We start from the raw sequence: 22,562 nt of genomic DNA on the forward strand, positions 1-22,562 counted from the left end.
CGCATTGCACAAAATACTGTTGGGATCACCAGTCCGGCTATGACCGAAGAGGTTTTCAACGGTATTATTACAGGCTTACAGAATAAATCGTAGAGTTTCGTCCTTTCTTCCCACTTGGAGATTCATCATGGCTAAAGCCCCTATGCGCGTTGCCGTCACCGGCGCCGCCGGCCAAATCGGCTACTCCCTTCTGTTCCGCATCGCTAACGGCGATATGCTGGGCAAAGATCAGCCGGTCATCCTGCAACTGCTCGAAATCCCTGACGAGAAGGCCCAGAAGGCGCTCAAGGGTGTGATGATGGAAATTGACGATTGTGCGTTCCCGCTGCTGGCCGGCATGACCGCTCACAGCGATCCGATGACGGCATTCAAGGACGCCGACGTCGCCCTGCTGGTTGGCGCACGTCCGCGCGGCCCGGGCATGGAGCGCAAGGACCTTCTGGAAGCCAATGCGCAGATCTTCACGGTGCAAGGCAAGGCGCTGGACGCCGTCGCATCGCGCAACGTGAAAGTTCTGGTGGTCGGCAACCCGGCCAACACCAACGCCTACATCGCGATGAAGTCGGCACCGAGCCTGCCCGCCAAGAACTTCACCGCCATGCTGCGCCTGGACCACAACCGCGCCTTGTCGCAAATCGCACAAAAGACCGGCAACCCGGTTACCGCGATCGAGAAGCTGTGCGTCTGGGGTAATCACTCCCCGACCATGTACGCCGATTATCGCTTTGCGACCATCGGCGGCAAGTCGGTCAAGGAAATGATCAACGACGAAGACTGGAACAAGAACACCTTCCTGCCGACCGTCGGCAAGCGCGGCGCTGCGATCATTGAGGCGCGCGGTCTGTCGTCGGCAGCATCTGCGGCCAACGCAGCAATCGACCACGTGCGCGACTGGGTGCTTGGCACCAATGGCAAGTGGACCACGATGGGCATTCCGTCGGACGGATCTTACGGCATTCCTGAAGGCACTGTATTCGGCTTCCCGGTCACGACCGAGAATGGCGAATACAAGATTGTGCAAGGTCTGGCCATTGACGCGTTCTCGCAAGAGCGCATCAATCTGACGCTGAAAGAACTGATGGACGAACGTGAAGGCGTAAAACACCTGGTTGGTTAAGGCTTTACAAGGGACAGGATCGGTGGCAATGTCACCGATCCATCCAGCAATGCATACCACCTGATTTAACGCCGCACATGCACCCTTCCGAGGTCTTATTCCAGGGCAAGCACAAGCCGGTTTCCATTCCGGTCTGCGACCACTATGCCGGGGCTGAAAAGCTGATGCATAAGTCGATTGCCTTGCAGCAAGAGCTTGGGCCAGTATTTGACATCACCCTCGACTGCGAGGATGGCGCGAGCGCCGGCAACGAAGAGGCGCACGCCAGACTTGTGGCTTCCCTGATCGCCGGCGAAGGCAATCGCTACGACCGTATCGGCGCACGGGTTCACGACCTCAATCATTCCAGTTTCGAGCAGGACCTTGCCATCATTTGCGACGAGGCTGCGGCACGGGTCGCCTATCTGGTTGTCCCGAAAGTGGAGAATCTGGCCGCCGCAAAGCGCGCTGTCGCCGCGATCAAGCAGCATGCAAAAAGAAACTGCCGCGAGAAGCTGCCGATCCATATCCTAATTGAAACCCATGGTGCGCTCGCCGACGTGCATGCCATTGCGGCACTTCCGCAAGTCGAATGCCTTTCATTCGGGATCATGGATTTCGTGTCTTCGCATTACGGCGCGATACCGGGCAGCGCGATGCGTTCTCCGGGCCAGTTCACCCATCCGCTGGTAACGCGCGCCAAGCTGGAAATCGCGGCGGCGTGCCATGCCCGCGGTATCGTCGCCTCACATAACGTCACGACCGAAATCAAGGATACTTCCGTTGTTGCCAGCGATGCTCACCGCGCCTCGGCGGAGTTCGGCTATACCCGCATGTGGAGCATCCATCCGGATCAGATCAAGCCAATTTTAAAGGCACTCTCCCCACGCAGCTCCGAAGTGAGTGAAGCGGTGGCGATCCTCAGCGAAGCGCAAGCTGCACAGTGGGGACCAATACAACATCACGGAAAATTGCACGACCGCGCCAGTTATCGCTACTATTGGGCGATATTGCAGCGCGCGAAAGCGAGCGGCATGCCATTGCCAGAATCATCAGGGAGTTTGTTGTAACAATGCGGCGCACACATGAAGTTAATTAAACCGGCGCATATTAGAGGAAACAAAGTAATGAAAAAACTATCTACATTTATTCTTTTGATCGCCGGCATCGCTTGCGGTGCACCGCCGGTGATGGCGGAAACCGCCGCATCCGCCACCGGTCATGCAAACAAGAAATCAGCAAGCAAGAAGGTGGCCGCAGCGCACAAGCACGAGGCTCAGGAAATTGACGAAAAAGAGCCAGACACCTCCGGGCTCCAGCCCATTGCGTTCAATTGCGAACTGGGCAACAAGATCACGATTTACAGCCGTACGAACGACGACCAGCAGATCGCATTGCATTGGAACAAGCACACGCATCTCATGACGCGCGTGGGCACCACCACAGGTGCGCAACGTTTCGAGAACGCACAGTCCGGCCTGGTATGGATCGGCATTCCTGCCAAGGGCATGCTACTCGATTCCAAGCATGGAAGGCAGTTGGCCAACGAATGCAGGAATGCGGACCAAGCTGCGCAGAAGGTTGCCGAGAAAAGCTGACAAGCAGCATACCCAATTCATGACAAACAGGGTGCGCATGCCCCCTGTTTGTGTTGTTTGAAATTCGCTAGTCACCCGTTCAGTTCTAATAATTAAGGAGAGGCTATGTCCCGCAACACTCTGAACACGCTTAAGGAATTCACGATTTCCGGCTCCCGCAAAGGCAAGTTCTACTCCCTCCCGTCGCTGGAAAAAAAGCTTGGCATCAATATTTCGCGTTTGCCGGTATCGATCCGCATCGTGCTGGAGTCGGTGCTGCGCAATTGCGACGGCAAGAAAGTGACCGAAGAGCATGTCAGGCAACTTGCAAACTGGAGTCCGACTGCTGCGCGCGTCGATGAGATTCCGTTCGTCGTTGCGCGTGTTGTGTTGCAGGACTTTACCGGCGTCCCACTCCTCGCCGATCTTGCGGCCATGCGCGGTGTCGCATCCAGGATGGGCAAGAAGCCGAAGAATATCGAACCGCTGGTTCCGGTCGACCTGGTCGTTGACCACTCCGTGCAGATCGATTATTACCGGGACAAGAAAGCGCTCGACCTGAACATGAAGCTGGAATTCCAGCGCAACAACGAGCGTTATCAGTTCATGAAGTGGGGCATGCAGGCATTCGACACCTTTGGCGTCGTGCCTCCGGGCTTCGGCATCGTGCATCAGGTGAATCTGGAATATCTGGCGCGCGGCGTGCACAACAGGGGCGGCGTGTTTTACCCGGATACCCTGGTCGGCACGGACTCCCATACAACCATGATCAATGGTATCGGGGTCGTAGGCTGGGGCGTGGGCGGCATCGAAGCCGAAGCAGGCATGCTCGGTCAACCGGTCTATCTTCTGACACCGGATGTGGTTGGCGTCAATCTGACCGGCATGCTGCGCGAAGGCGTGACTGCAACCGACCTCGTCCTGACTATTACCGAGCTGCTGCGCAAGCACAAGGTGGTCGGCAAATTTGTCGAATTTTTCGGAGAAGGTACCGAATCCCTGTCGACCACCGATCGCGCGACCATCGCCAACATGGCACCGGAATATGGCGCGACGATGGGCTTCTTCCCGGTTGACGATACCACCATCGAATACTTCCGCGGCACCGGCCGCAGCAAGGCCGAAATCGACGCATTCGAGTCCTATTTCAAGGCACAAAAGCTGTTCGGCATTCCGAAAGCCGGCGAGATCGATTACAGCAGTGTCGTGACGCTCGATCTGGGCACCGTCGCTCCGTCGCTCGCGGGTCCGAAGCGTCCCCAGGACCGCATCGAAATCGGCCACGTCAAGGACACCTTCGCCGATTTGTTCTCCAAGCCCGTTTCTGAAAACGGCTTCAACAAGAAGGTCGAGGATCTCGATGCCGTGTACGAAACGTCGGACGGGATCAAGATCAAGAACGGCGATGTACTGATCGCAGCCATCACATCGTGCACCAACACGTCTAACCCAAGCGTGCTACTGGCTGCCGGCCTGTTGGCGAAAAAGGCGGTGGAAGCCGGATTGACGGTCGACCCGCACATCAAGACTTCGCTTGCGCCCGGATCGCGCGTCGTGACCAAGTATCTGGAAGCGGCCGGTTTGCTGCCCTATCTGGAAAAACTCGGCTTCGGCGTAACTGCCTATGGCTGCACCACCTGCATCGGCAATGCGGGCGACCTGACGCCGGAAATCAATGAAGCGATTGTGAAGAACGATATCGTTGCGTCTGCCGTACTGTCGGGCAACCGTAACTTTGAAGCACGCATCCACCCCAATATCCGCTCCAACTTCCTGGCCTCCCCGCCCCTGGTCGTCGCCTATGCGATCGCCGGCAACATGACCAAGGACCTGATGACGGAACCGGTCGGCAAGGGCAAAGGCGGCAAGGATATCTTCCTGGGGGACATCTGGCCGAACTCCGCGGAAATTGCCAAGCTGATGAAGTTCGCGATGAACGCCAAGACCTTCAAGGAAAACTACGCCGAAGTAAAGGAAGCGCCTGGCAAGCTGTGGGAGCAGATCAAGGGCGTGGCGGCAGGTGAAGTGTACAACTGGCCGAAATCGACCTACATTGCCGAGCCGCCGTTCTTCCAGGATTTCGAGATGCAGCCGAAAGCGGCCGCGAGCAGTATCACGGCCGCGCGCGCACTTGGGGTGTTTGGCGACTCGATCACCACCGATCACATCTCGCCGGCAGGATCCATCAAGGAAACCAGTCCGGCCGGCAAGTGGCTGATCGAAAACGGTGTCACGAAGGCCGACTTCAACTCCTACGGTTCACGCCGCGGCAACCATGAAGTCATGATGCGGGGCACCTTTGCCAACGTGCGGATCAAAAACCTGATGATCCCGCCGAAAGAGAACGGTTCCCGTGTCGAAGGCGGACTGACGATTCACCAGCCGAGCGGCGAACAGATGTCGATCTACGATGCCGCGATGAAGTACATCAACAACGGCGTACCAACCATGGTATTCGCCGGCGAAGAGTACGGTACCGGCTCGTCGCGGGACTGGGCTGCGAAGGGAACGCAGTTGCTCGGCGTGAAGGCAGTAATTGCCCGCTCGTTCGAACGCATCCATCGTTCCAATCTGGTAGGCATGGGCGTGCTTCCGCTGCAATTCCTGGGCGACGACAGCGTGCAGTCGCTTGGCATTACGGGCAATGAAAGCTTCGATCTGACGGGCCTCGAAGGTGACATCAAGCCGCAACAGCAGGCAACGCTGATCATCAACCGCGCCAACGGCGAGAAGCGGGAAGTCAAGGTTCTGCTGCGCATCGACACACCGATCGAAGTCGATTATTACAAGCATGGCGGTATTCTGCCGTTTGTTCTACGGCAACTGCTTGCCGCTTGAGGCATCGAACTCGCGGGTGTAGCGGCGCAAGGTTCTGTGCTGCTCCAGCCCGCCTTGTCATGCAAGCGTGCTGTAAGAATGTCTGGGTATTCTTGCGCCAATAGAAACGCCGGTTTCAACCGGCGTTTTCTTTATCGACATTCACTCTGGAGACATATTATGTGGAAGGTTTTTGTGGGCTTCATCGCCTTTGCACTTATCGCACTGTTCGTCATCATGAAAGGTGGCGACAAGGTTGACATGCAAGGTGAAGCCGGTCACGAGTCGTCCTCGGCTTCAGCAGTGGAGGCTCCGGCCGCCGCTGCGCCCGCAGCCGCCGCACCGGCAGCATCGAACTAAGTTTCGATCGCCTCAAGAAGCCGCATGGCCGTCCATGCGGCTTTTTTGTTTTTTACGGATATACTGAATTCGCGGTGTATCTGAAAGCCCGCTTCTTGCATGCCGGGAACACAGCCGAGATCCGCCGAAGAATTTCCGGAGGCGCATATTTTGGTAGCGACTTGTCGAATCCACTACAATACGATTCCCTTGCCTCACTCTTGATCCGTCATGCGCCGTCTCGCCAAAAGTTCTCCCAACAAACTGTCTGCCGACAGCCAACGTCTGGTTTCCCTTGCGCAAGGCATGGCGCAGGCTGCCAGCCGCCTGGAAGAACGTATCTGGGAACATTCCCTGGATACGCTGCTGCACAAGACGCTGAAGAGCGCACATCAGAACATGATCGATGCGGCACTTGAGCATCTGTTCAAAACCGATCTTGATGCATACGACGTCCTGATGGAAGCCGTCGAAGCGGGCAGCGAATCATGCATTCTGGAACACGACGGAATTCACTATCACGCGCTCCTGATCGCCGCGCCGGTCCTGGCCTGGACGCGCTTTTCCATTGCCTCGGGCAACATCAACGATGAGATGCTCGGCGTACTTGGCGCACACCTGCACGGACATCTGCTGGCGGAGGGCACGCAACTGGCAATGATGCCGACCTTGTTCGCCATCGATCAGCTGCCCCGCAATCATGTCGAGACTTTTACCCTGACTCAGCGCATGGCGCAGGCGGCCGTCAAGGGAACGCCTGTTCGCGCGCCCAGCAATGCGCCCGAGACGGCCCCCTTCCTGGCCGACACACGTTTTCTGCTCGCGGTAGTCGTGGCTCCCGCAGGCGCCCCGCTGTTCCGCTGGCAGGCGACATTGCATCCGAACGACCGCGCGCAGGCACTCGAAGCCTGGCGTGCGCAGGCGACGCCCAATGTCACTTCGCTGCTGCCGGGTTGCGGGATCGAATTGCTGTTACCGGAAGCCTATTTCGTCGCGTGCCGCGAAGCCGACAAGCAAATCCGCCCGGCGTCCATCCGCGCGGCCGTCCACTTCCTGACCAATACACTCGGAATTGAAGCGAACGGACTGCGCGCCATCATCGGCAGTTTCAGCGAAGATCCGGTCGGCGGACGGGTCGATGAATATCGCATCGGCTTCACCCTGCGGCAAAACCCCGAAGTCATCTACGGCGTAGTCTGGCCGCTGTACGGGCAGGAAGACGAAGACCAGTCGGCCATCACTACTTTCGAATCGCTGACCACGCCGGAAATCCTGGATACCGAACTGCGTACGCCGCTGGAGGAAATCATTGCCTTGCTGCGGGCTTGCGGGATCACCCATATCAAGCGTCACAACGAACATTTTCCGATGGAGTTTTGCGACGATTGCGGCGCGCCGCTATATCCGGATGCCGAGGCTGAACTGGTGCACGCCGAAATGCCGGAAGATGCTCCGGCCGGCACCGGGCATTTCCACTGACGCGAGCACTACGCCCCTGCCCGTTTGCCCATCACCACTTGCAAAATGGATGGCGTAGCAAGTTTGCATTGAAGTAGCGCGCATCATGCGTCACTTCTTCGCCAACCCAATCCGGCTTGGCGAATTCCTGCTGCTCCGACTGGAGCTCGATTTCCGCCACGACCAGCCCGGCGTTCTCGCCCAGGAATTCGTCCACCTCCCACGTCATGCCTTGAAGCGGGATGCGATAACGTCTCTTTTCGATGAGCGGGCGTTCGCAAAGACTGTCAAGGAGAGCCTGCGCATCCGCAATGGGTATGGCGTATTCCCACTCGGTCCGGGTGGCACCGAGATTGCGTCCCTTGATGGTCAAGGTAGCCGCATCGCCTTCGATGCGCACGCGTACAGTGCGGTCGGCCGCCGATGACAAATAGCCCTGACGCAGCAGTACGCCCTGCCCCAATGTCTTCCAGCGTTCATCGCGTACCAGGAACTTGCGTTCGATCTCTATTCCCATGGCGATTCCTTCTCCAGGCAGCGGAGGATCGGCTGAAGAATCGTCTTTCCCAGCTTTGCGCTGCGTGCGCCATTCCAGCCGACATTGTCGTCCGGCAGATTCGCGTTGTCCTTGAACGGCATCTCCAGGGTGAGCGAAACGCACTTGAAGGTGTGGCCGACATATTTCGAGGCAAGCTGCAGCATGTCCTCCTTGTACTTGCTGGCGGCATAGCCATGCGCTGTCTGGAAGTCCGGACTGGCCTGGGTAAAGCTGTCGATGAACGCCTGCTGCTCCGCTTGCTGCTGCGAACTGAACCCCTCGAGCATTTCGCAACCGGCGACGAAAACATAGGGCAGGCTTTCGTCTCCGTGGATATCGAGAAACAGATCGCAGCCGACTTCGTGCATTTTGTTCTTGACGGCCAACACTTCGGGGCTGCGTTCCAGCGATGGCGAGACCCACTCGCGGTTCAGGTTTGCACCGGTGGCATTGGTCCGCAGATTGCCGCGCACCGCGCCATCTGGATTCATGTTCGGCACGATGTAAAACACGGCATTTGCGAGCAATTTTCTTGCGAGCGGATTGTATTGGTCGAGCAGTGCATCGATCATGCCCTCGACGAACCATTCCGCCATGGTTTCGCCGGGGTGCTGACGCGCAATCACCCAGACCTTCTTGCGCGCCGAGGGATCGCCGATGATGACCAGGTTGATGTCGCGGCCATCGACGGTACTGCCGAGATCGTGCACACGACCAAAGGCGGTACCCTCGACCTTGCCCAACAATTCCAGATGGCGCTCCCACGAGTAAGGCTCGAAGTAGGCGAAGTAGACGCTGTCCCGCTCCGGCGTATGCGTCACGGTCAACACCTGTCCGTCGTAGCTGGTCGGCACGCGGAACCAGTGTTTCCTGTCGTAGCTGGCGACAGCCCGATAATTGGTCCAGCCTTGCGGGAACGCCGCCTTGCCGGCATTCAGGAAGCGCATGGTGCATGCTTGCCCGCGGGCACCCTGCAAGCGGAAATAAAACCACTGGAGGAAGTCCGCGTGCGAATCCTTACGGATATTCAGTTCAATGGCATCCGGCATATTCGCCTTGATGACTTCGATGGCGCCTGCGTCGAATTGATCGCTGATTTTGATGGTCATGCTGTCGGCCTGGCTCCAGCCTGCGCGCTCGAGTCGAGCATAGGCTGAGATGTTGATTGATCAGCCCGCTATTTTGCGGGTTTTATTCTGTGCCGCAAAGCCTGAAGCAAGCGTTCGGGCTTGCAATGGTGAAAAGCTTCCCGGGTCTGCTATAATTACGTCCTTCGTCGGGGCGTAGCGCAGCCTGGTAGCGTACTTGCATGGGGTGCAAGGGGTCGGGAGTTCGAATCTCCCCGCCCCGACCAGAAACACCAAAGGGTTACAGATCAAAAGTCTGTAACCCTTTTTTGTTTTCAGCTTCCCCTTATTGGCTTTCTCGGCTTCCCGTTTTCGGCCTCCGTATCCCGCTCAATGCAACTTGCTTCGATCCGGTTGCGCCGGCGAGGAAATTTCCTCCAGGGTCCGATCAACCTGGGCGGAATGTTTGGTGGCAAGATCGCCAAGCGACACGATGCCGACAAGCTCGCGGGTATCGTGGTCCACTACCGGCACGCGCCGGATCTGCGTATCGCCCATCTTCTGCATGACCTCGTCCACCGTCTGATCGTCGAAACACCACTGCACCTGATCGCTCATCACGTCGGCAACTTTCGTGTTGTCGGGCGTCCCGCCGGCCGAATTCGCGCGAACGGTGATGTCGCGATCGGTAATCATGCCGACCAACCGCTTGCCGTCGCATACCGGCAATGCACCGACGTTCAGCTCATCTCTCCGCAGCACGCCGCACGGATTCACGCGGGGCAATGCTGGTGACGTCGCGCGTCATTACTTCAGAAATTCTTTGCATCAAAGTCTCCTTTCCCAAAGCCTGAACCAGTTCAGTTTTACCGCAATTCACGATTGCTCCTTGCGGTTGATGCAAATCAGTGTAGTACACGCTCCCCACACGAAAAAGGCATTCCGGCCTGCAAAGCGTCGGACATTTCCACCGGGACGTTCCTTTGTGCGTCAACAGGGACATCAAATGCATCAAGCAAAAAAAAAGGGTTACGAAAACGTAACCCTTAAAACTGCTGGGGAAAAAAGACTACCTTTCCAACACACTCAAACAACAACAAAACGGTTGACCGCAGCGCTTATGAAACAGACGCCGCGCTAAATCTTCCCATCCCTTCCGCGCCAATACGCGTCGCGCAATTCGCGCTTGAGCGTCTTGCCCGCCGCATTGCGCGGAAAGGAGTCCATGATGACAACGTCGCTGACCCGTTGATAACGTGCGCCGACCCGAAGATTGGTCCACTCCTTGATTTCTTCCGCCGTCACCTTCCGCGACGGCTTCAGCACAACAGCGGCCAAGGGCGTCTCGCCCCACTTGTCATGTGGCACGCCAAACACCGCCACCTCCTGCACATCCGGATGGCGCACCATGATGTCCTCGATGTCGCGCGGATAAATCTTCACGCCGCCACTGTCGATCATTTCCTTCTTGCGATCGACAAGATACAGATACCCGTCTTCATCCGTATAGCCGAGATCGCCAGTGCGCAGCCAGCCATCCTGCATCGCCTGTGCCGTCAGGTCCGGCCGCTTGAAATAGCCCGGCATCAGCAATGGACTGCGGCCGACGATCTCTCCGATCTGATTCGGGCCCGCAATCTCGCCGTTCTCCAGTTCGATGCGCATGTCGGAAAACGGCGGCGGCACGCCGACCGATCCCTGTTTGCGAATCGCATCCTCACGGTCGAGGATCGTGACGAATCCCTCGGTGAGACCGTAGAGTTCGTAGAAGCGCCCCGGCAGATAAGCGTTCAACGCATTCTTGTGCTCATTATGCAAAGGCGCTCCAAGAGACAGGATCATCTGCAGCGATTGCATTTCTTCCGGATTGAATCGTGGCGATGCCATCATCGCGATGATCTGCGACGGCACCATCATCGTATGCGTGACCTTGTCGCGCTTGATGGTGTCGATCAGCGCCTCGACATCAAACTGCGGATGCAAGATATAAGTCGCACCTTTGTAGAAGCACGGCATCAGGGTCGTGAATGCGCCATTGAAGACGATCGACCCGGTGTGCAATACGACGGACTCAGGCCCGACGCGAAACGCATTGGCCATCAAGGTGCAATAATTGGCGCGGATCTGGTGAGTATGCACGATCCCCTTCGGCAGGCCGGTCGTGCCGCTGGTGTACATGATGTTATAGATGTCATCGGCCGAGAGTTCGGAAATTCGCGGCTCGACCTCGCTTGTGCTGGTAAAGCTCGCATAGTCCGCATATCCCGGCGCAGCACCATCGACCAGCACGATGCGACCTTCACCCAGCCGTTCAAGCCCCGGCCTGACTTCATCAACGACCGGACGCAATGCATTATTCGTGAACAACAGGACCGCATCCGAATCGCCAAGCAAGCTTGCAAGGCCGGCGCCGAGCAGCATCGGCGACAAGGGGACCAGCACTGCGCCCGTCTTCGCCGCGGCCCAGTAGATATCCAGCAGTTCCAGGCAATTCGGCAATAGCGTGGCGACTTTCTGGCCCTTTTCAATGCCGAGTTCTTGCATCGCATTGGCCAGCCGATTGACCCGGCGATTGAAGGCCTCGTAGGTCAGGCGGGTTTCGCCAAACACAATCGCCTCATGCTGCGGGCGATAGCGTGCATGGTGTGTTATCAAATCTCCGATATGCATACGTCTCTTCTGCGTTGATGAATCTGAATTCGTAATCAAATTTTCGGCAAAACTTGCGTCGGGCTAGCGAAGCAGCCTTCCATCCTTGCCGATCACGGTAATCTCGACAAAGCGCGAGCCGATATGGTTGGTCGGCGAGAAGTTCACGGTGAATCCGCCCGTGTCGAAGGCATGCAGCGTCTCGAGCGCGCGGATCACCTTTTCACGTGTCGGATTGGGGCCGGCGCGGCGAAGCCCCTCGACCAGCACCTTGGCGCCGACAAACTCTTCAAAGCTGGTGTACGACAGCTCCGTCTTCGGCGGCGCATACTTCTTCATCGCCTGCTGGTATTCCTTCACGATGGCGACCGTCGCGGAGTAAGGAAACGGCATTACCTGGGCAATGCCGATCCCACGCGCATTATCGTTGCCGATCAGACGAGCGATCTCTTTGGGATTCACGACGGAGATGTTCACCAGCTGGGCCACGGTCGATACGGCACGAATCTGCTTGCTGAAGGCCGCTGTGCTCTTGTTGACCGAGATCATCACGACCGCCTGCGGGTTGGCCTTCGCTATGGCATTAACGGCGTCCGTGACCTTGTCCGTGTTCTTTTCGTAAGCGCCCGTCGCGGCAATTTCCAGATTGCGTTTTTTCAAAGCGGCTTCGACGCCCGCCAGACCGGCCCTTCCGAAGGGATCATCCTGATACATCACGCCAATGCGTTTCATGTTCAGCATGACAAGTTGATTGACGATGCCCTCGGCCTCGTCCGCATAGCCGGCACGAATATGGAAAATGTTCGGATTGAACGGCGTGCGCAGGTTCTCTCCCCCGGTGTAGGGCGCAACCAGCGCGATATTGGCCTTCTCCAGGATCTTCTGATTCAACAGCTCGCCAACATTGCCGGTTCCTGCAAAACCGATCAGCGCCAGCGCCTCATCCTTGTCGATCAATTCCCTGGTGCGGCGCACTGTTTCATCAATCTTGTAGCCGTCATCCTTCACGACATGGCGGATCTTTTTGCCATGGACGCCGCCTTGATCATTGATGTAGTCGAAATAGACCCTGGCGCCGAGGACCATGTCCTTGCCAGTGTCGGCCAGCACACCGCTCAAGGGAGCCACTTGTCCAATAACGATGTCATCCGCACACCATGCCCCAATAGCCAGAGACGTTCCGAGACATGCGACCACCGAGCGCAACCAGACAAGTGACTTGTTCATGCTACCCCTCCATTGTTTTGATCACCGCTGCAGTGACAGGAGCTGGAGCGGATTTGCTTTTCTTCTTGCTCAACTCCACCAATTCGCCTACGATGCCGCGCCGGAAGGCGAGCACGCAGACAATAAAGATGAAACCGGTGACGATCGTGACCGACTCGCCGATGGAGCGGAACCAGTCGATGCTGGTCAGCGTCGCCAGCCATTCACCCAGATCGCCCAATTTGTTTTCCAGCGCAATGATGACAATCGCTCCGACGATGGGGCCGGCAAGCGTGCCGAGGCCGCCGACCAGCGTCATCAGCACGACCAGGCCCGACATGGTCCAGTGCACGTCGGTCAAGGTTTCGAAGCCCAGCACCACGGTCTTGGTGGCTCCGGCAAGGCCGGACAAGGCAGCAGACAAGACAAAGGCGAGCAGCTTGTATTTGTCGACGTCATACCCGAGCGAAATCGCGCGCGGCTCGTTCTCCTTCACCGCCTTCAACACTTGTCCGAACGGTGAATGGACCGTGCGCACGATCAGCGCGAAACCCGCGATAGCGATTGCCAGGACAACGTAATACAAGCTCATGTCATTGGACAGGTCCATCATGCCCAGCAGCTTCCCGCGCGGCACACCCTGCAACCCATCCTCGCCACCAGTAAACGGCGCCTGCAGGCAGACGAAGAACAGCATCTGTGCCAGCGCCAACGTGATCATGGTGAAGTAAATGCCCTGACGGCGTATGGCGAGCATGCCCATGACCAGCCCAATCAATGCAGCGGTCGCCACACCGGCGACCAGCCCGATCTCGAACGGCAAACCGATCGACTTGATCGCGTAGCCGGCCACATAGCCCGCGCCGCCGAAGAAGGCCGCATGACCGAACGACAGCAAACCGGTAAAACCGATCAGCAGATTAAATGCGCACGCAAACAAGGCAAAGCACAGCACCTTCATCAGGAATACCGGGTAAATCACAAAGGGTGCCGCCAGTGCCGCTGCCAGTGCGATTGCATATCCGACTTTCTTGTTCATCCTCACGCTCCTCTTATTTCTCTTTGCCAAACAAGCCTGCAGGACGAATCATCAGGACAATCGCCATGATGATGAAGACCACAGTTGCCGATGCTTCCGGATAGAACACACGGGTCAGGCCTTCAATCACGCCCAGGCCAAGGCCTGTGACGATGGAACCCATGATGGATCCCATGCCGCCGATCACGACCACTGCGAACACCACGATGATCAGGTTGGAGCCCATCAGCGGCGACACCTGGATCACCGGTGCCGCCAGCACGCCGGCGAAGGCGGCGAGCGCGACACCGAAACCATAAGTGAGCGTCACCATCAGCGGGACATTGATGCCGAAGGCTTCCACCAGTTTCGGGTTCTCGGTGCCGGCACGCAGGTAGGCGCCAAGCTTGGTCCGCTCGATAACGTACCAGGTGGCAAGACAAACGACGACCGAAGCAACGACCACCCATGCGCGATAGTTCGGCAGGATCATGAAACCCAGATCAGTCGCTCCCATCAGGGCGTCCGGAACAGAGTAAGGCTGCCCCGACACACCGTAAAACGAGCGGAACAGACCTTCGACCATGAGCGTGATGCCGAAGGTCAGCAGCAGGCCGTACAGATGATCCAGCTTGTACAGCCAGCGCAGCATGGTCTTTTCAATGATGATGCCGAAGATGCCCACCAGGATCGGCGCGGCGATCAGCATCACCCAATAACTGAGGCCGAAATAACTTAGGCCCATCCAGGCCAGAAATGCGCCCATCATGTATAGCGCGCCGTGAGCGAAATTGATCACGTTGAGCAGGCCGAAGATCACGGCAAGACCGAGCGACAGCATCGCGTAGAACGATCCGTTCACCAGGCCCAGCAGCAGCTGGCTCAACATCGCTTGCAGAGGAATACCGAAAATTTCCATAACGACTTTGCAAAAGAACGCCACAGCGCGTGCGGCATGAAATAGAAGAATGAATTGACCGGCGCGCCCCGCTCGGCGCGCCGATTCGGCTCAACTTACTTCCAGAGTGCGCACTTGGATTCGGCCTTGGTGGTAAAGGCCTGGTCGCCCGGAATCGTCTCCGCGACCTTGTAGTAGTCCCACGGATACTTCGATTCCGATGCCTTCTTCACTTCCATCAGGTACATGTCGTGCACCATGCGTCCGTCCGGACGGATCACACCGTTCTTGGTGAACATGTCGCTGATCTTGGTCTTCTTCAACTGCGCCAGCACTTTGTCCGAATCGTCAGTACCGGCAGCCTTCACGGCCTTCAGGTACTGCGAAGCGGACGAGTAGTCGGCGGCTTGCAGCGAGGAAGGCTCACGCTTCACCTTGTCGAAGAAACGCTTGGACCAGGCGCGGGTATCGTTATTCATGTCCCAGTACCAGCTGTCGGTCAGATACATGCCCTGCGTCAGGTTCAAGCCGAGCGAGTGAATGTCGTTGATGAACATCAGCAGGCCGGCCAGCTTCATCGACTTGTTGATGCCGAATTCGTTGGCTGCCTTGATCGCATTGACCGTATCACCGCCCGCATTGGCCAACCCGAGGATTTGCGCCTTGGAGGACTGCGCCTGCAGCAGGAAGGACGAGAAGTCGGATGCCGACAGCGGATGCTTGACGCTGCCCAGCACCTTGCCGCCGTTGGCCTTGACGACCGCGGCCGTGTCGTTCTCCAGCGAAGCGCCGAACGCGTAATCCGCGGTCAGGAAGAACCAGGTCTTGCCGCCCTGCTTCACGACCGCCGAGCCGGTGCCCTTCGCGAGCGCGACCGTATCGTAGGCATAGTGGACGGTGTAAGGCGAGCACTCTTCATTGGTCAGGCGGGCCGTGCCGGCGCCGATGGCGATGAAGGGCTTTTTCTTTTCGGCCGCGATCTTGGCCATGGACAGGCTGGTGGCGGAATTGGTGCCGGCGATCAGCACGTCGACGCCGTCACGGTCGAACCATTCACGCGCCCGGGATGCGGCGATGTCGGCCTTGTTCTGGTGATCGGCGGTGAGGAGTTCGATCTTCTTGCCATTGATCGATCCGCCTGCATCGGCGATGGCCATCTTGATCGCTTCGGCGCCGCCCGGACCGTCGATGTCCGCGTACAGGCCCGACATATCGGTGATGAAGCCGATCTTGATTGTGTCACCGGAAATCTGTGCGGACGCCGATCCTGCCAAGCCCATTGCGAACGTAGCCGATACAGCAACTGCCATAGCTTTCAGTTTCATTACCATCTCCTTGAGTGAATATCCACGCTTGTGTTATACGCCGAGCAGCGAATGCAGCACGGGCATTTTGGAATCCAGTTCTGATGCGGCGAAGGTCTCGACGATCTGACCATGCTCCATCACGAAAAACCGGTCCGCCAGGGGTGCGGCGAAACGGAAGTTCTGCTCCACCATCACGATGGTGTAGCCTTTTGCTTTCAAGGTTGTGATCATGCGCGCGAGGGCCTGCACGATGACAGGTGCCAGGCCCTCGGAAATTTCGTCCAGCAGCAGCAGGCGCGCGCCGGTGCGCAGGATGCGCGCCACGGCCAGCATCTGCTGTTCGCCGCCGGACAGGCGCGTGCCCTGGCTCGATTTGCGTTCCTTCAGATTGGGGAACATCTGGTAGATCTCGTCGATCGACATTCCCTTGTCGGTCTTCGAGACGGAAGGCGGCAGCAGCAGGTTTTCTTCGGTCGACAGGGAGGAAAAGATGCCGCGTTCTTCCGGGCAATAGCCGATGCCGAGGTGTGCGATCTTGTGGGTCGGCAAGCTGATCGCTTCGATGCCGTCGATCTTGATCGAACCCTTGCGCGCGCCAGTCAGTCCCATGATGGCGCGCAAGGTCGTGGTGCGGCCGGCGCCGTTGCGGCCCAGCAGGGTCACGACCTCGCCGTGGTTCACCGAGAAATTGACGTCGTGCAGAATATGCGATTCGCCGTACCAGGCGTGCAGGTTGGTGATTTCCAATGCCGCTGATCCAGCCATTCAATGCGCTCCTTCCAATGCGCCGGAGGTGGTGCCCATATACGCTTCCATCACCTGCGGATTCTTCGAAACTTCCTCGTACGTGCCTTCGGCCAGCATGGCGCCACGCTGCAGCACCGAGATGCGGTCGCTGATGCCGGCGATCACGTTCATGTTGTGCTCCACCATCAGGATAGTGCGTCCCTGCGAAACTTTCTTGATCAGTTCCGTCACACGATACACGTCTTCGTGTCCCATGCCCTGCGTCGGTTCATCGAGCAGCATCAGCTCGGGTTCCATGCCGAGCGTGGTGGCAATTTCGAGCGCGCGCTTGCGGCCGTACGGCAAGTCGACCGTCATGGTATCGGCGAACTGTTCGAGATCGACTTGCGCCAGCAAAGCCATGGCGCGATCGTTCAGCGCGTTGAGCTTCTTTTCGCTTTGCCAGAAAGAGAAAGAATTGCCGAGCGGCCTTTGCAAACCGATGCGTACATTTTCCAGCACGCTCAGGTGCGGAAATACCGCCGAAATCTGGAAAGAACGAATGATGCCTTGACGCGCGATCTGCGCGGGGCGCGCCATCGTGATATCGCGGCCGTTGAACAGAATCTGGCCCGAGGTGGGTACCAGGAATTTGGTAAGCAGGTTGAAGCAGGTCGTCTTGCCCGCGCCGTTAGGCCCGATCAATGCATGGATATGTCCACGCTGAACCTGTAGGCTCACATTATTGACCGCAGTGAATCCCTTGAATTCCTTGGTCAGTTGTCTCGTCTCCAAAACCACGTCCGCCATGGGCTCTCCCTACTGACTATCATCAATGTCCGAATGATTCCGACATCGGAGCGTGTCATGCATAACGATGATGCACAGTACACAGTACGACTGGGGGGGTGGCAATACAAGCGACAACTCATCTGTCGATTGTTTGGCCTGTATCAATCTTGTACATGTCGCTTTATCAGGCAGTGCTGATCTTAGCATGAAGAAAAAATACTTGCTCGTAATCAAGTCAACCAATTCACAATCGAGAGATCACCTGCAAAAAACTATTACATCGCAGGCTCCGCGACGCGCATAACAGGACGGCTTTGCGCGCCCTCTTCCTTGCGCGCCGCACGTATCCACTCGGCCGCCTTCTCGGCAATCATGATGGTGGGCGAATTCGTATTCCCCGAGGTAATCGTCGGCATCACGGAAGCATCGACTACCCGCAAGCCCTTCACGCCGCGCACGCGCAACTGGCTGTCGACCACCGCCATCGGGTCGTCGGCGCGTCCCATCTTGCAAGTGCCGATCGGATGGAAAATCGTCGTACCGATATCGCCGGCGGCTTTCGCGAGTTCTTCTTCGGTGCGGTAATGCACGCCCGGCTTGAATTCTTCCGGCGCATATTTCTTCAGCGCCGGTGCCTGGACGATGGTTCGTGTCAGCTTGAGCGAATCGGCGGCGACCTTGCGGTCTTCCGGCGTGCTCAGGTAATTCGGCGTGATCTTCGGCGCAGCGAAGGGATCGGCCGAGGCGATGCGGATGTGGCCGCGCGAGGTCGGTCGCAGGTTGCACACGCTGGCGGTGAAGGCCGGGAAGGGATGCAGCGGGTCGCCGAATTTTTCCAGCGACAAGGGTTGCACATGGTATTCGAGGTTGGCCGACGGCTGCGAAGGATCCGAGCGGGTGAACGCGCCGAGCTGCGAGGGCGCCATCGACATCGGGCCGCTGCGCGAGATCGCATATTGCATGCCGATCTGCATCTTGCCGAACAGACTGTTGGCCATGGTGTTGAGCGTCTTGACGCCCTGGATCTTGAACGCCATGCGCAGTTGCAGATGGTCTTGCAGGTTCTCGCCCACGCCGGGCAGGTCGTGCACAATCGGCACGCCGTTTTTCTGCAGCAGAGAGGCGGGGCCGATACCCGACAGTTGCAGGATTTGCGGCGATCCCACCGCGCCCGCGGTTGAAATCGTTTCGCGCGCGGCTTCCGCAAACCATTCGGTGCCGCCGCCGGTGAATTCCACACCGGAGCAGACCATGCCTTCCGCCGTTGACTGCAGGCGCAGGCGTTTGACATGACAACCGGTCATGATGTCGAGCTTGCCCTTGCGGCCTGCGGTCGATTTCAGAAAGGCTTGTGCGGTGTTCCAGCGCCAGCCTTTTTTCTGGTTCACTTCGAAGTAACTGCTACCTTCGTTGTCGCCGCGATTGAAATCCTCCACCTTCGGAATGCCGACCTGTTCGGCGGCATCGCGGAAGGCATCGAGGATCTCCCAGGACAAGCGCTGCTTCTCGACGCGCCATTCGCCGCCCGCGCCATGGAATGGATCGGCGCCCTTGTGGTAATCCTCGCTCTTCTTGAACACCGGCAGCACGTTTTCCCAGCGCCAGCTGTCGTCGCCGCACAGTTCCGCCCACCGGTTGTAGTCGCGTGCCTGGCCGCGCATGTAGATCATGCCGTTGATCGAGGAACATCCGCCCATCACTTTGCCGCGCGGATAAATCAGGCTGCGTCCGTTGAGTCCTGCATCGGCCTCGGTGCGGAAGCGCCAGTCGGTGCGCGGGTTGTCGATGCAATAGAGGTAGCCGACCGGGATGTGAATCCAGATGTAGTCGTCCTTGCGGCCGGCTTCCAGCAGCAGCACCGACACATCGGCGTCCTGTGCGAGACGATTAGCGAGCACGCAACCGGCACTGCCGGCGCCGATGATGATGTAGTCGTATTTTCCTGCGGATTCCACGATGGCCTCCCGATGAATGGTGTGCTGCGATCATCAACCCGCGGGCTGACGGTCGGCTTACGCTGGCAAGAATTGTTTCGTCAAAGGGTGTTGTCCGATCGCGCGGGGCGATCGGACATGCGCATCACTTCGCCACAGGCATCGTGAACTCGGCGCCCTTGGCAATCGAATCCGGCCAGCGCTGCATCACCGACTTGTAGCGCGTATAGAAGCGGATGCCTTCTTCGCCGTAGGCGTGCGTGTCGCCGAACAGCGAGCGCTTCCAGCCGCCGAAGGAGTGCCATGCCATCGGCACCGGAATCGGCACGTTGATGCCGACCATGCCCACCTCGATGCGACGCGAAAACTCGCGCGCGGTATTGCCGTCCGAGGTGAACAGCGCAACGCCGTTGCCGAACTCGTGCGCGTTGATCAGTTTGACAGCCGACGCGAAGTCCGGCACGCGCACCACGCACAGCACCGGTCCGAAGATTTCTTCCTTGTAGATCTTCATGTCGGGCGTCACATGGTCGAACAAGGTGCCGCCGATGAAGAAGCCGTTCTCAAGACCCGGCACTTTGAGGCCGCGGCCATCGACCAGCAGCCTGGCGCCAGCCTGCACACCGTCCTCGATGTAGCCCTCGATTTTCGCCTTGTGCTGCGCGGTCACCACCGGACCCATTTCGGCATCGGCTTCCATGCCGTTCTTCACCTTCAGCGCTTTCACGCGCGGGATCAGGGCTTCGATCAGCTTGTCGGCAACACTGCCGACGGCAACCGCCACCGAGATGGCCATGCAGCGCTCGCCAGCCGAGCCATAAGCGGCACCGATCAAGGCATCAACCGCCTGGTCGAGATTTGCATCCGGCATCACCACCATGTGGTTCTTCGCGCCGCCCAGGGCTTGCACGCGCAGCGGATAAGCGCCCTTGCGCCTGGTGCCCTCGGTGTAAATGTATTCCGCGATCGGGGTGGAACCGACGAAAGACACGGCATTCACATCCGGATGATGCAGCAGCGCATCGACCGCGACCTTGTCGCCCTGGACGACGTTGAACACGCCATCGGGCAGGCCCGCGCGCTTGAACAGATCGGCCATCATCAGCGAAGGCGAGGGATCGCGCTCGGAAGGTTTCAGGATGAAGCTGTTGCCGGTGGCGATGGCCATCGGCGCCATCCACATCGGCACCATGAAAGGGAAATTGAAGGGCGTGATGCCGGCGGTCACGCCGAGCGGCTGGCGCAACTGCCAGTTGTCGATGCCGCCGCCGATGTTGTCGGTGAACTGGGTCTTCAGCAATTGCGGAATGCCGCAAGCGAATTCCACGACTTCGAGGCCGCGCGTGACTTCACCCTTGGCATCGGAAAACACCTTGCCGTGCTCGCGTGTAATCGCGGCGGCGAAGTCATCATGATGCTTCTCGATCAGCTCCTTGAATTTCGACAGGACGCGGGCACGCTTCAAGGGCGCGGTGTCGCCCCAGCCGGGCGCGGCTGCGCGTGCCGCATCGACGGCAGCATTGACTTCTTCGACGCTGGCCAGCACCACCTGCGCGCTCGCTTCACCCGTGGCCGGGTTGAAGACATCCTGTTTGCGGCCGCTGGTCGATTCAACCACACGGCCACCGATGTAATGCTGGATCAAAGCTTGCGTCATAAGGATTCCTTTTAGAGATAGGCGAATTTTGACAGCATATCCCGGCCGTCGAGTGGAATCCAATGAGTTGTTATCAAGTCGGATATAAAAGACTCTTATAATGATGATGATACGGGAGAGCATTCATGGACCTGACCCAGCTCCGCGCCTTCGTGACCGTCGCACGAGAAGGCAACCTGACGCGCGCCGCCGAGCGTTTGCATTTGACACAACCTGCGGTCAGCCTGCAGATCAAGGCCCTGCAGGCCAGTCTCGACCTGCAATTGTTTACGCGCACGCCGTCCGGGATGAGCCTGACCGATGACGGCGCCAAATTGTTGCCTTTCGCGGAACGCGTAATGGAGAGCGTGGCCGAACTCCGCCAGGGTGCCGCGTCCCTGCACTCGACGCTGTCCGGCACGCTCTCGATCGGCACCATCCTCGACCCGGAATTCATCCGCCTCGGCGCCTTCCTGAAGCGCCTGGTGGAAACCTATCCCCAGATCTCGACCCGGCTGCAGCATGGCATGTCCGGCTGGGTCATGCAGCAGATCAAGAGCGGTGAACTCGATGTCGGCTACTTCCTCGGCACGCCGGGCAAGGAATTCCATGTCCAGACGCTGACTTCCTTTACCTACAACGTGGTCGCTCCCCAGGGCTGGAAAAACCGTGTCGCCGGGCGCGACTGGCCGGCGCTCGCGAAACTGCCCTGGATCTGGACTCCGCCCGAATCCGCGCACAACCGCCTGCTGAGCAAGACCTTTGCGCAATACAAGGTCACGCCGAACAAGGTGGCGCTGGTCGATCAGGAGCCATCCATGCTCGACCTGGTGAAATCCGGCGTGGGGCTCTCGCTGGTGCGCGAATCGGTGGCGCTGGGCGAGGCCCACGCCCACGGGCTGGTGATTGCGGACGCCGTCAGCCTGTCCACCGAACTGTCCTTCATTACGCTGGCCAAGCGCAAGAGCGAACCGGCGATCGCCGCAGTGTTCTCTTTATTGCAATCCCTCTGGCGGACCTGAGCCGGCCTGTGGGTAATTCGCTGCATATCCGGTGGGTAGTTTGAGGACAAGCGCGGTAAAACTGCCTTCAGTCATTTTTATCCAAGAAGTTTCCTTCGGTCATACAGGCATTGTTCAGCCCTTATCCATTCTGCAGTACCTTGATTTCATTGGGCTTAATGCGCTTATCCCCAGATTTGGCACTGCGTTAACTACTATCACTATTTGTATATATCAATCTTTAAGTTAAAACCCGCTGCGCTTTATTCGCCGGGGAACGCAAAGAAAAAAACGCTTTCGCAAAACAGACGGAACCATGGACTGCTAGACAGAAACACAACATCGGAAACCTGTCTTTTGTGCAAGCAACTCAACAATCGACAATTATTTGCAGAACCCTCTGTGGATAAGTCTTTGGAAAAAAGCTTGAAGAGATGGGGACAAGCCGGGAAATCTGAATACGCGTTTTTTTATTCAGAATCTGTCCTTTTGCGATACACCGA

Annotated in this window: 19 protein-coding genes and 1 tRNA gene; 8 read left to right on the top strand and 12 right to left on the bottom strand. The window is 58.1% G+C overall.

Annotated features, from left to right (window positions below; translation table 11 throughout):
- Nucleotides 1–127 precede the first annotated feature (127 nt).
- From VJ651_RS11935 to VJ651_RS11960, 6 genes are all read left to right on the top strand, one after another.
- Nucleotides 128–1,117 (top strand): malate dehydrogenase, encoded by a 990-nt coding sequence (locus tag VJ651_RS11935; protein WP_324107668.1) that lies wholly within the window; start codon nt 128–130, stop codon nt 1,115–1,117.
- A 77-nt stretch (nt 1,118–1,194) separates the two neighbouring features.
- Entirely contained in the window at nt 1,195–2,166 is a 972-nt protein-coding gene (locus VJ651_RS11940; RefSeq protein WP_324107669.1) for an HpcH/HpaI aldolase/citrate lyase family protein, read from the top strand.
- A gap of 15 nt (nt 2,167–2,181) precedes the next feature.
- Nucleotides 2,182–2,694, top strand: coding sequence for a hypothetical protein (locus VJ651_RS11945; protein ID WP_324107670.1), 513 nt, complete (start codon nt 2,182–2,184; stop codon nt 2,692–2,694).
- A 105-nt stretch (nt 2,695–2,799) separates the two neighbouring features.
- A complete protein-coding gene (acnA, locus tag VJ651_RS11950) occupies nt 2,800–5,511 on the top strand; it encodes an aconitate hydratase AcnA (protein WP_324107671.1) in 2,712 nt (903 codons plus the stop codon).
- A 159-nt stretch (nt 5,512–5,670) separates the two neighbouring features.
- On the top strand, nt 5,671–5,850 hold the full coding sequence (locus VJ651_RS11955; protein WP_324107672.1) for a hypothetical protein: 180 nt from the start codon (nt 5,671–5,673) through the stop codon (nt 5,848–5,850).
- 210 nt (nt 5,851–6,060) lie between these two features.
- Nucleotides 6,061–7,308: a DUF2863 family protein gene (locus VJ651_RS11960; RefSeq protein WP_324107673.1), complete on the top strand. Its 1,248-nt coding sequence runs from the start codon at nt 6,061–6,063 to the stop codon at nt 7,306–7,308.
- Between the two features lie 31 nt (nt 7,309–7,339).
- Here VJ651_RS11960 and VJ651_RS11965 read toward each other — a convergent pair whose 3' ends face one another.
- Together VJ651_RS11965 and VJ651_RS11970 are read right to left on the bottom strand one after the other, a co-directional pair.
- The gene (locus VJ651_RS11965; protein ID WP_324107674.1) at nt 7,340–7,804 is read right to left on the bottom strand and encodes a CYTH domain-containing protein; all 465 of its coding nucleotides are present in this window, start codon (nt 7,802–7,804) and stop codon (nt 7,340–7,342) included.
- Nucleotides 7,795–8,934, bottom strand: coding sequence for a M14 family metallopeptidase (locus VJ651_RS11970; protein ID WP_324107675.1), 1,140 nt, complete (start codon nt 8,932–8,934; stop codon nt 7,795–7,797). Before VJ651_RS11970 ends, VJ651_RS11965 begins: the two co-directional genes overlap by 10 nt.
- Before the next feature lie 168 nt (nt 8,935–9,102).
- Here VJ651_RS11970 and VJ651_RS11975 point away from each other — a divergent pair.
- Nucleotides 9,103–9,179: transfer RNA gene (locus tag VJ651_RS11975), tRNA-Pro, on the top strand.
- A 103-nt stretch (nt 9,180–9,282) separates the two neighbouring features.
- On the opposite strand, the gene VJ651_RS11980 is transcribed toward VJ651_RS11975, so the two are convergent.
- From VJ651_RS11980 to VJ651_RS12025, 10 genes are all read right to left on the bottom strand, one after another.
- Nucleotides 9,283–9,669, bottom strand: coding sequence for a CBS domain-containing protein (locus tag VJ651_RS11980; protein ID WP_324107676.1), 387 nt, complete (start codon nt 9,667–9,669; stop codon nt 9,283–9,285).
- Nucleotides 9,670–10,029: 360 nt separating this feature from the next.
- The gene (locus VJ651_RS11985) at nt 10,030–11,562 is read right to left on the bottom strand and encodes a class I adenylate-forming enzyme family protein (RefSeq protein ID WP_324107677.1); all 1,533 of its coding nucleotides are present in this window, start codon (nt 11,560–11,562) and stop codon (nt 10,030–10,032) included.
- A 63-nt stretch (nt 11,563–11,625) separates the two neighbouring features.
- A complete protein-coding gene (locus VJ651_RS11990; protein WP_324107678.1) occupies nt 11,626–12,768 on the bottom strand; it encodes an ABC transporter substrate-binding protein in 1,143 nt (380 codons plus the stop codon).
- Nucleotide 12,769: 1 nt separating this feature from the next.
- Nucleotides 12,770–13,786 (bottom strand): branched-chain amino acid ABC transporter permease, encoded by a 1,017-nt coding sequence (locus VJ651_RS11995; RefSeq protein WP_324107679.1) that lies wholly within the window; start codon nt 13,784–13,786, stop codon nt 12,770–12,772.
- 13 nt (nt 13,787–13,799) lie between these two features.
- The gene (locus tag VJ651_RS12000; protein ID WP_324107680.1) at nt 13,800–14,684 is read right to left on the bottom strand and encodes a branched-chain amino acid ABC transporter permease; all 885 of its coding nucleotides are present in this window, start codon (nt 14,682–14,684) and stop codon (nt 13,800–13,802) included.
- A 95-nt stretch (nt 14,685–14,779) separates the two neighbouring features.
- Nucleotides 14,780–15,988, bottom strand: coding sequence for an ABC transporter substrate-binding protein (locus VJ651_RS12005; protein WP_324107681.1), 1,209 nt, complete (start codon nt 15,986–15,988; stop codon nt 14,780–14,782).
- 33 nt (nt 15,989–16,021) lie between these two features.
- Nucleotides 16,022–16,735 (bottom strand): ABC transporter ATP-binding protein, encoded by a 714-nt coding sequence (locus tag VJ651_RS12010; RefSeq protein WP_324107682.1) that lies wholly within the window; start codon nt 16,733–16,735, stop codon nt 16,022–16,024.
- Nucleotides 16,736–17,506 (bottom strand): ABC transporter ATP-binding protein, encoded by a 771-nt coding sequence (locus tag VJ651_RS12015; RefSeq protein ID WP_324107683.1) that lies wholly within the window; start codon nt 17,504–17,506, stop codon nt 16,736–16,738.
- Nucleotides 17,507–17,763: 257 nt separating this feature from the next.
- Nucleotides 17,764–19,443, bottom strand: coding sequence for a GMC family oxidoreductase (locus tag VJ651_RS12020; RefSeq protein WP_324107684.1), 1,680 nt, complete (start codon nt 19,441–19,443; stop codon nt 17,764–17,766).
- Between the two features lie 124 nt (nt 19,444–19,567).
- Complete coding sequence (locus VJ651_RS12025; RefSeq protein WP_324107685.1) at nt 19,568–21,079, bottom strand: CoA-acylating methylmalonate-semialdehyde dehydrogenase; 1,512 nt, start codon at nt 21,077–21,079, stop codon at nt 19,568–19,570.
- Nucleotides 21,080–21,204: 125 nt separating this feature from the next.
- Here VJ651_RS12025 and VJ651_RS12030 point away from each other — a divergent pair, with 125 nt between their 5' ends.
- Complete coding sequence (locus tag VJ651_RS12030) at nt 21,205–22,080, top strand: LysR family transcriptional regulator (protein ID WP_324107686.1); 876 nt, start codon at nt 21,205–21,207, stop codon at nt 22,078–22,080.
- Nucleotides 22,081–22,562: the final 482 nt, after the last annotated feature.

It is taken from the genome of Noviherbaspirillum sp. (assembly GCF_035254865.1).
GTDB lineage: Bacteria > Pseudomonadota > Gammaproteobacteria > Burkholderiales > Burkholderiaceae_D > Noviherbaspirillum.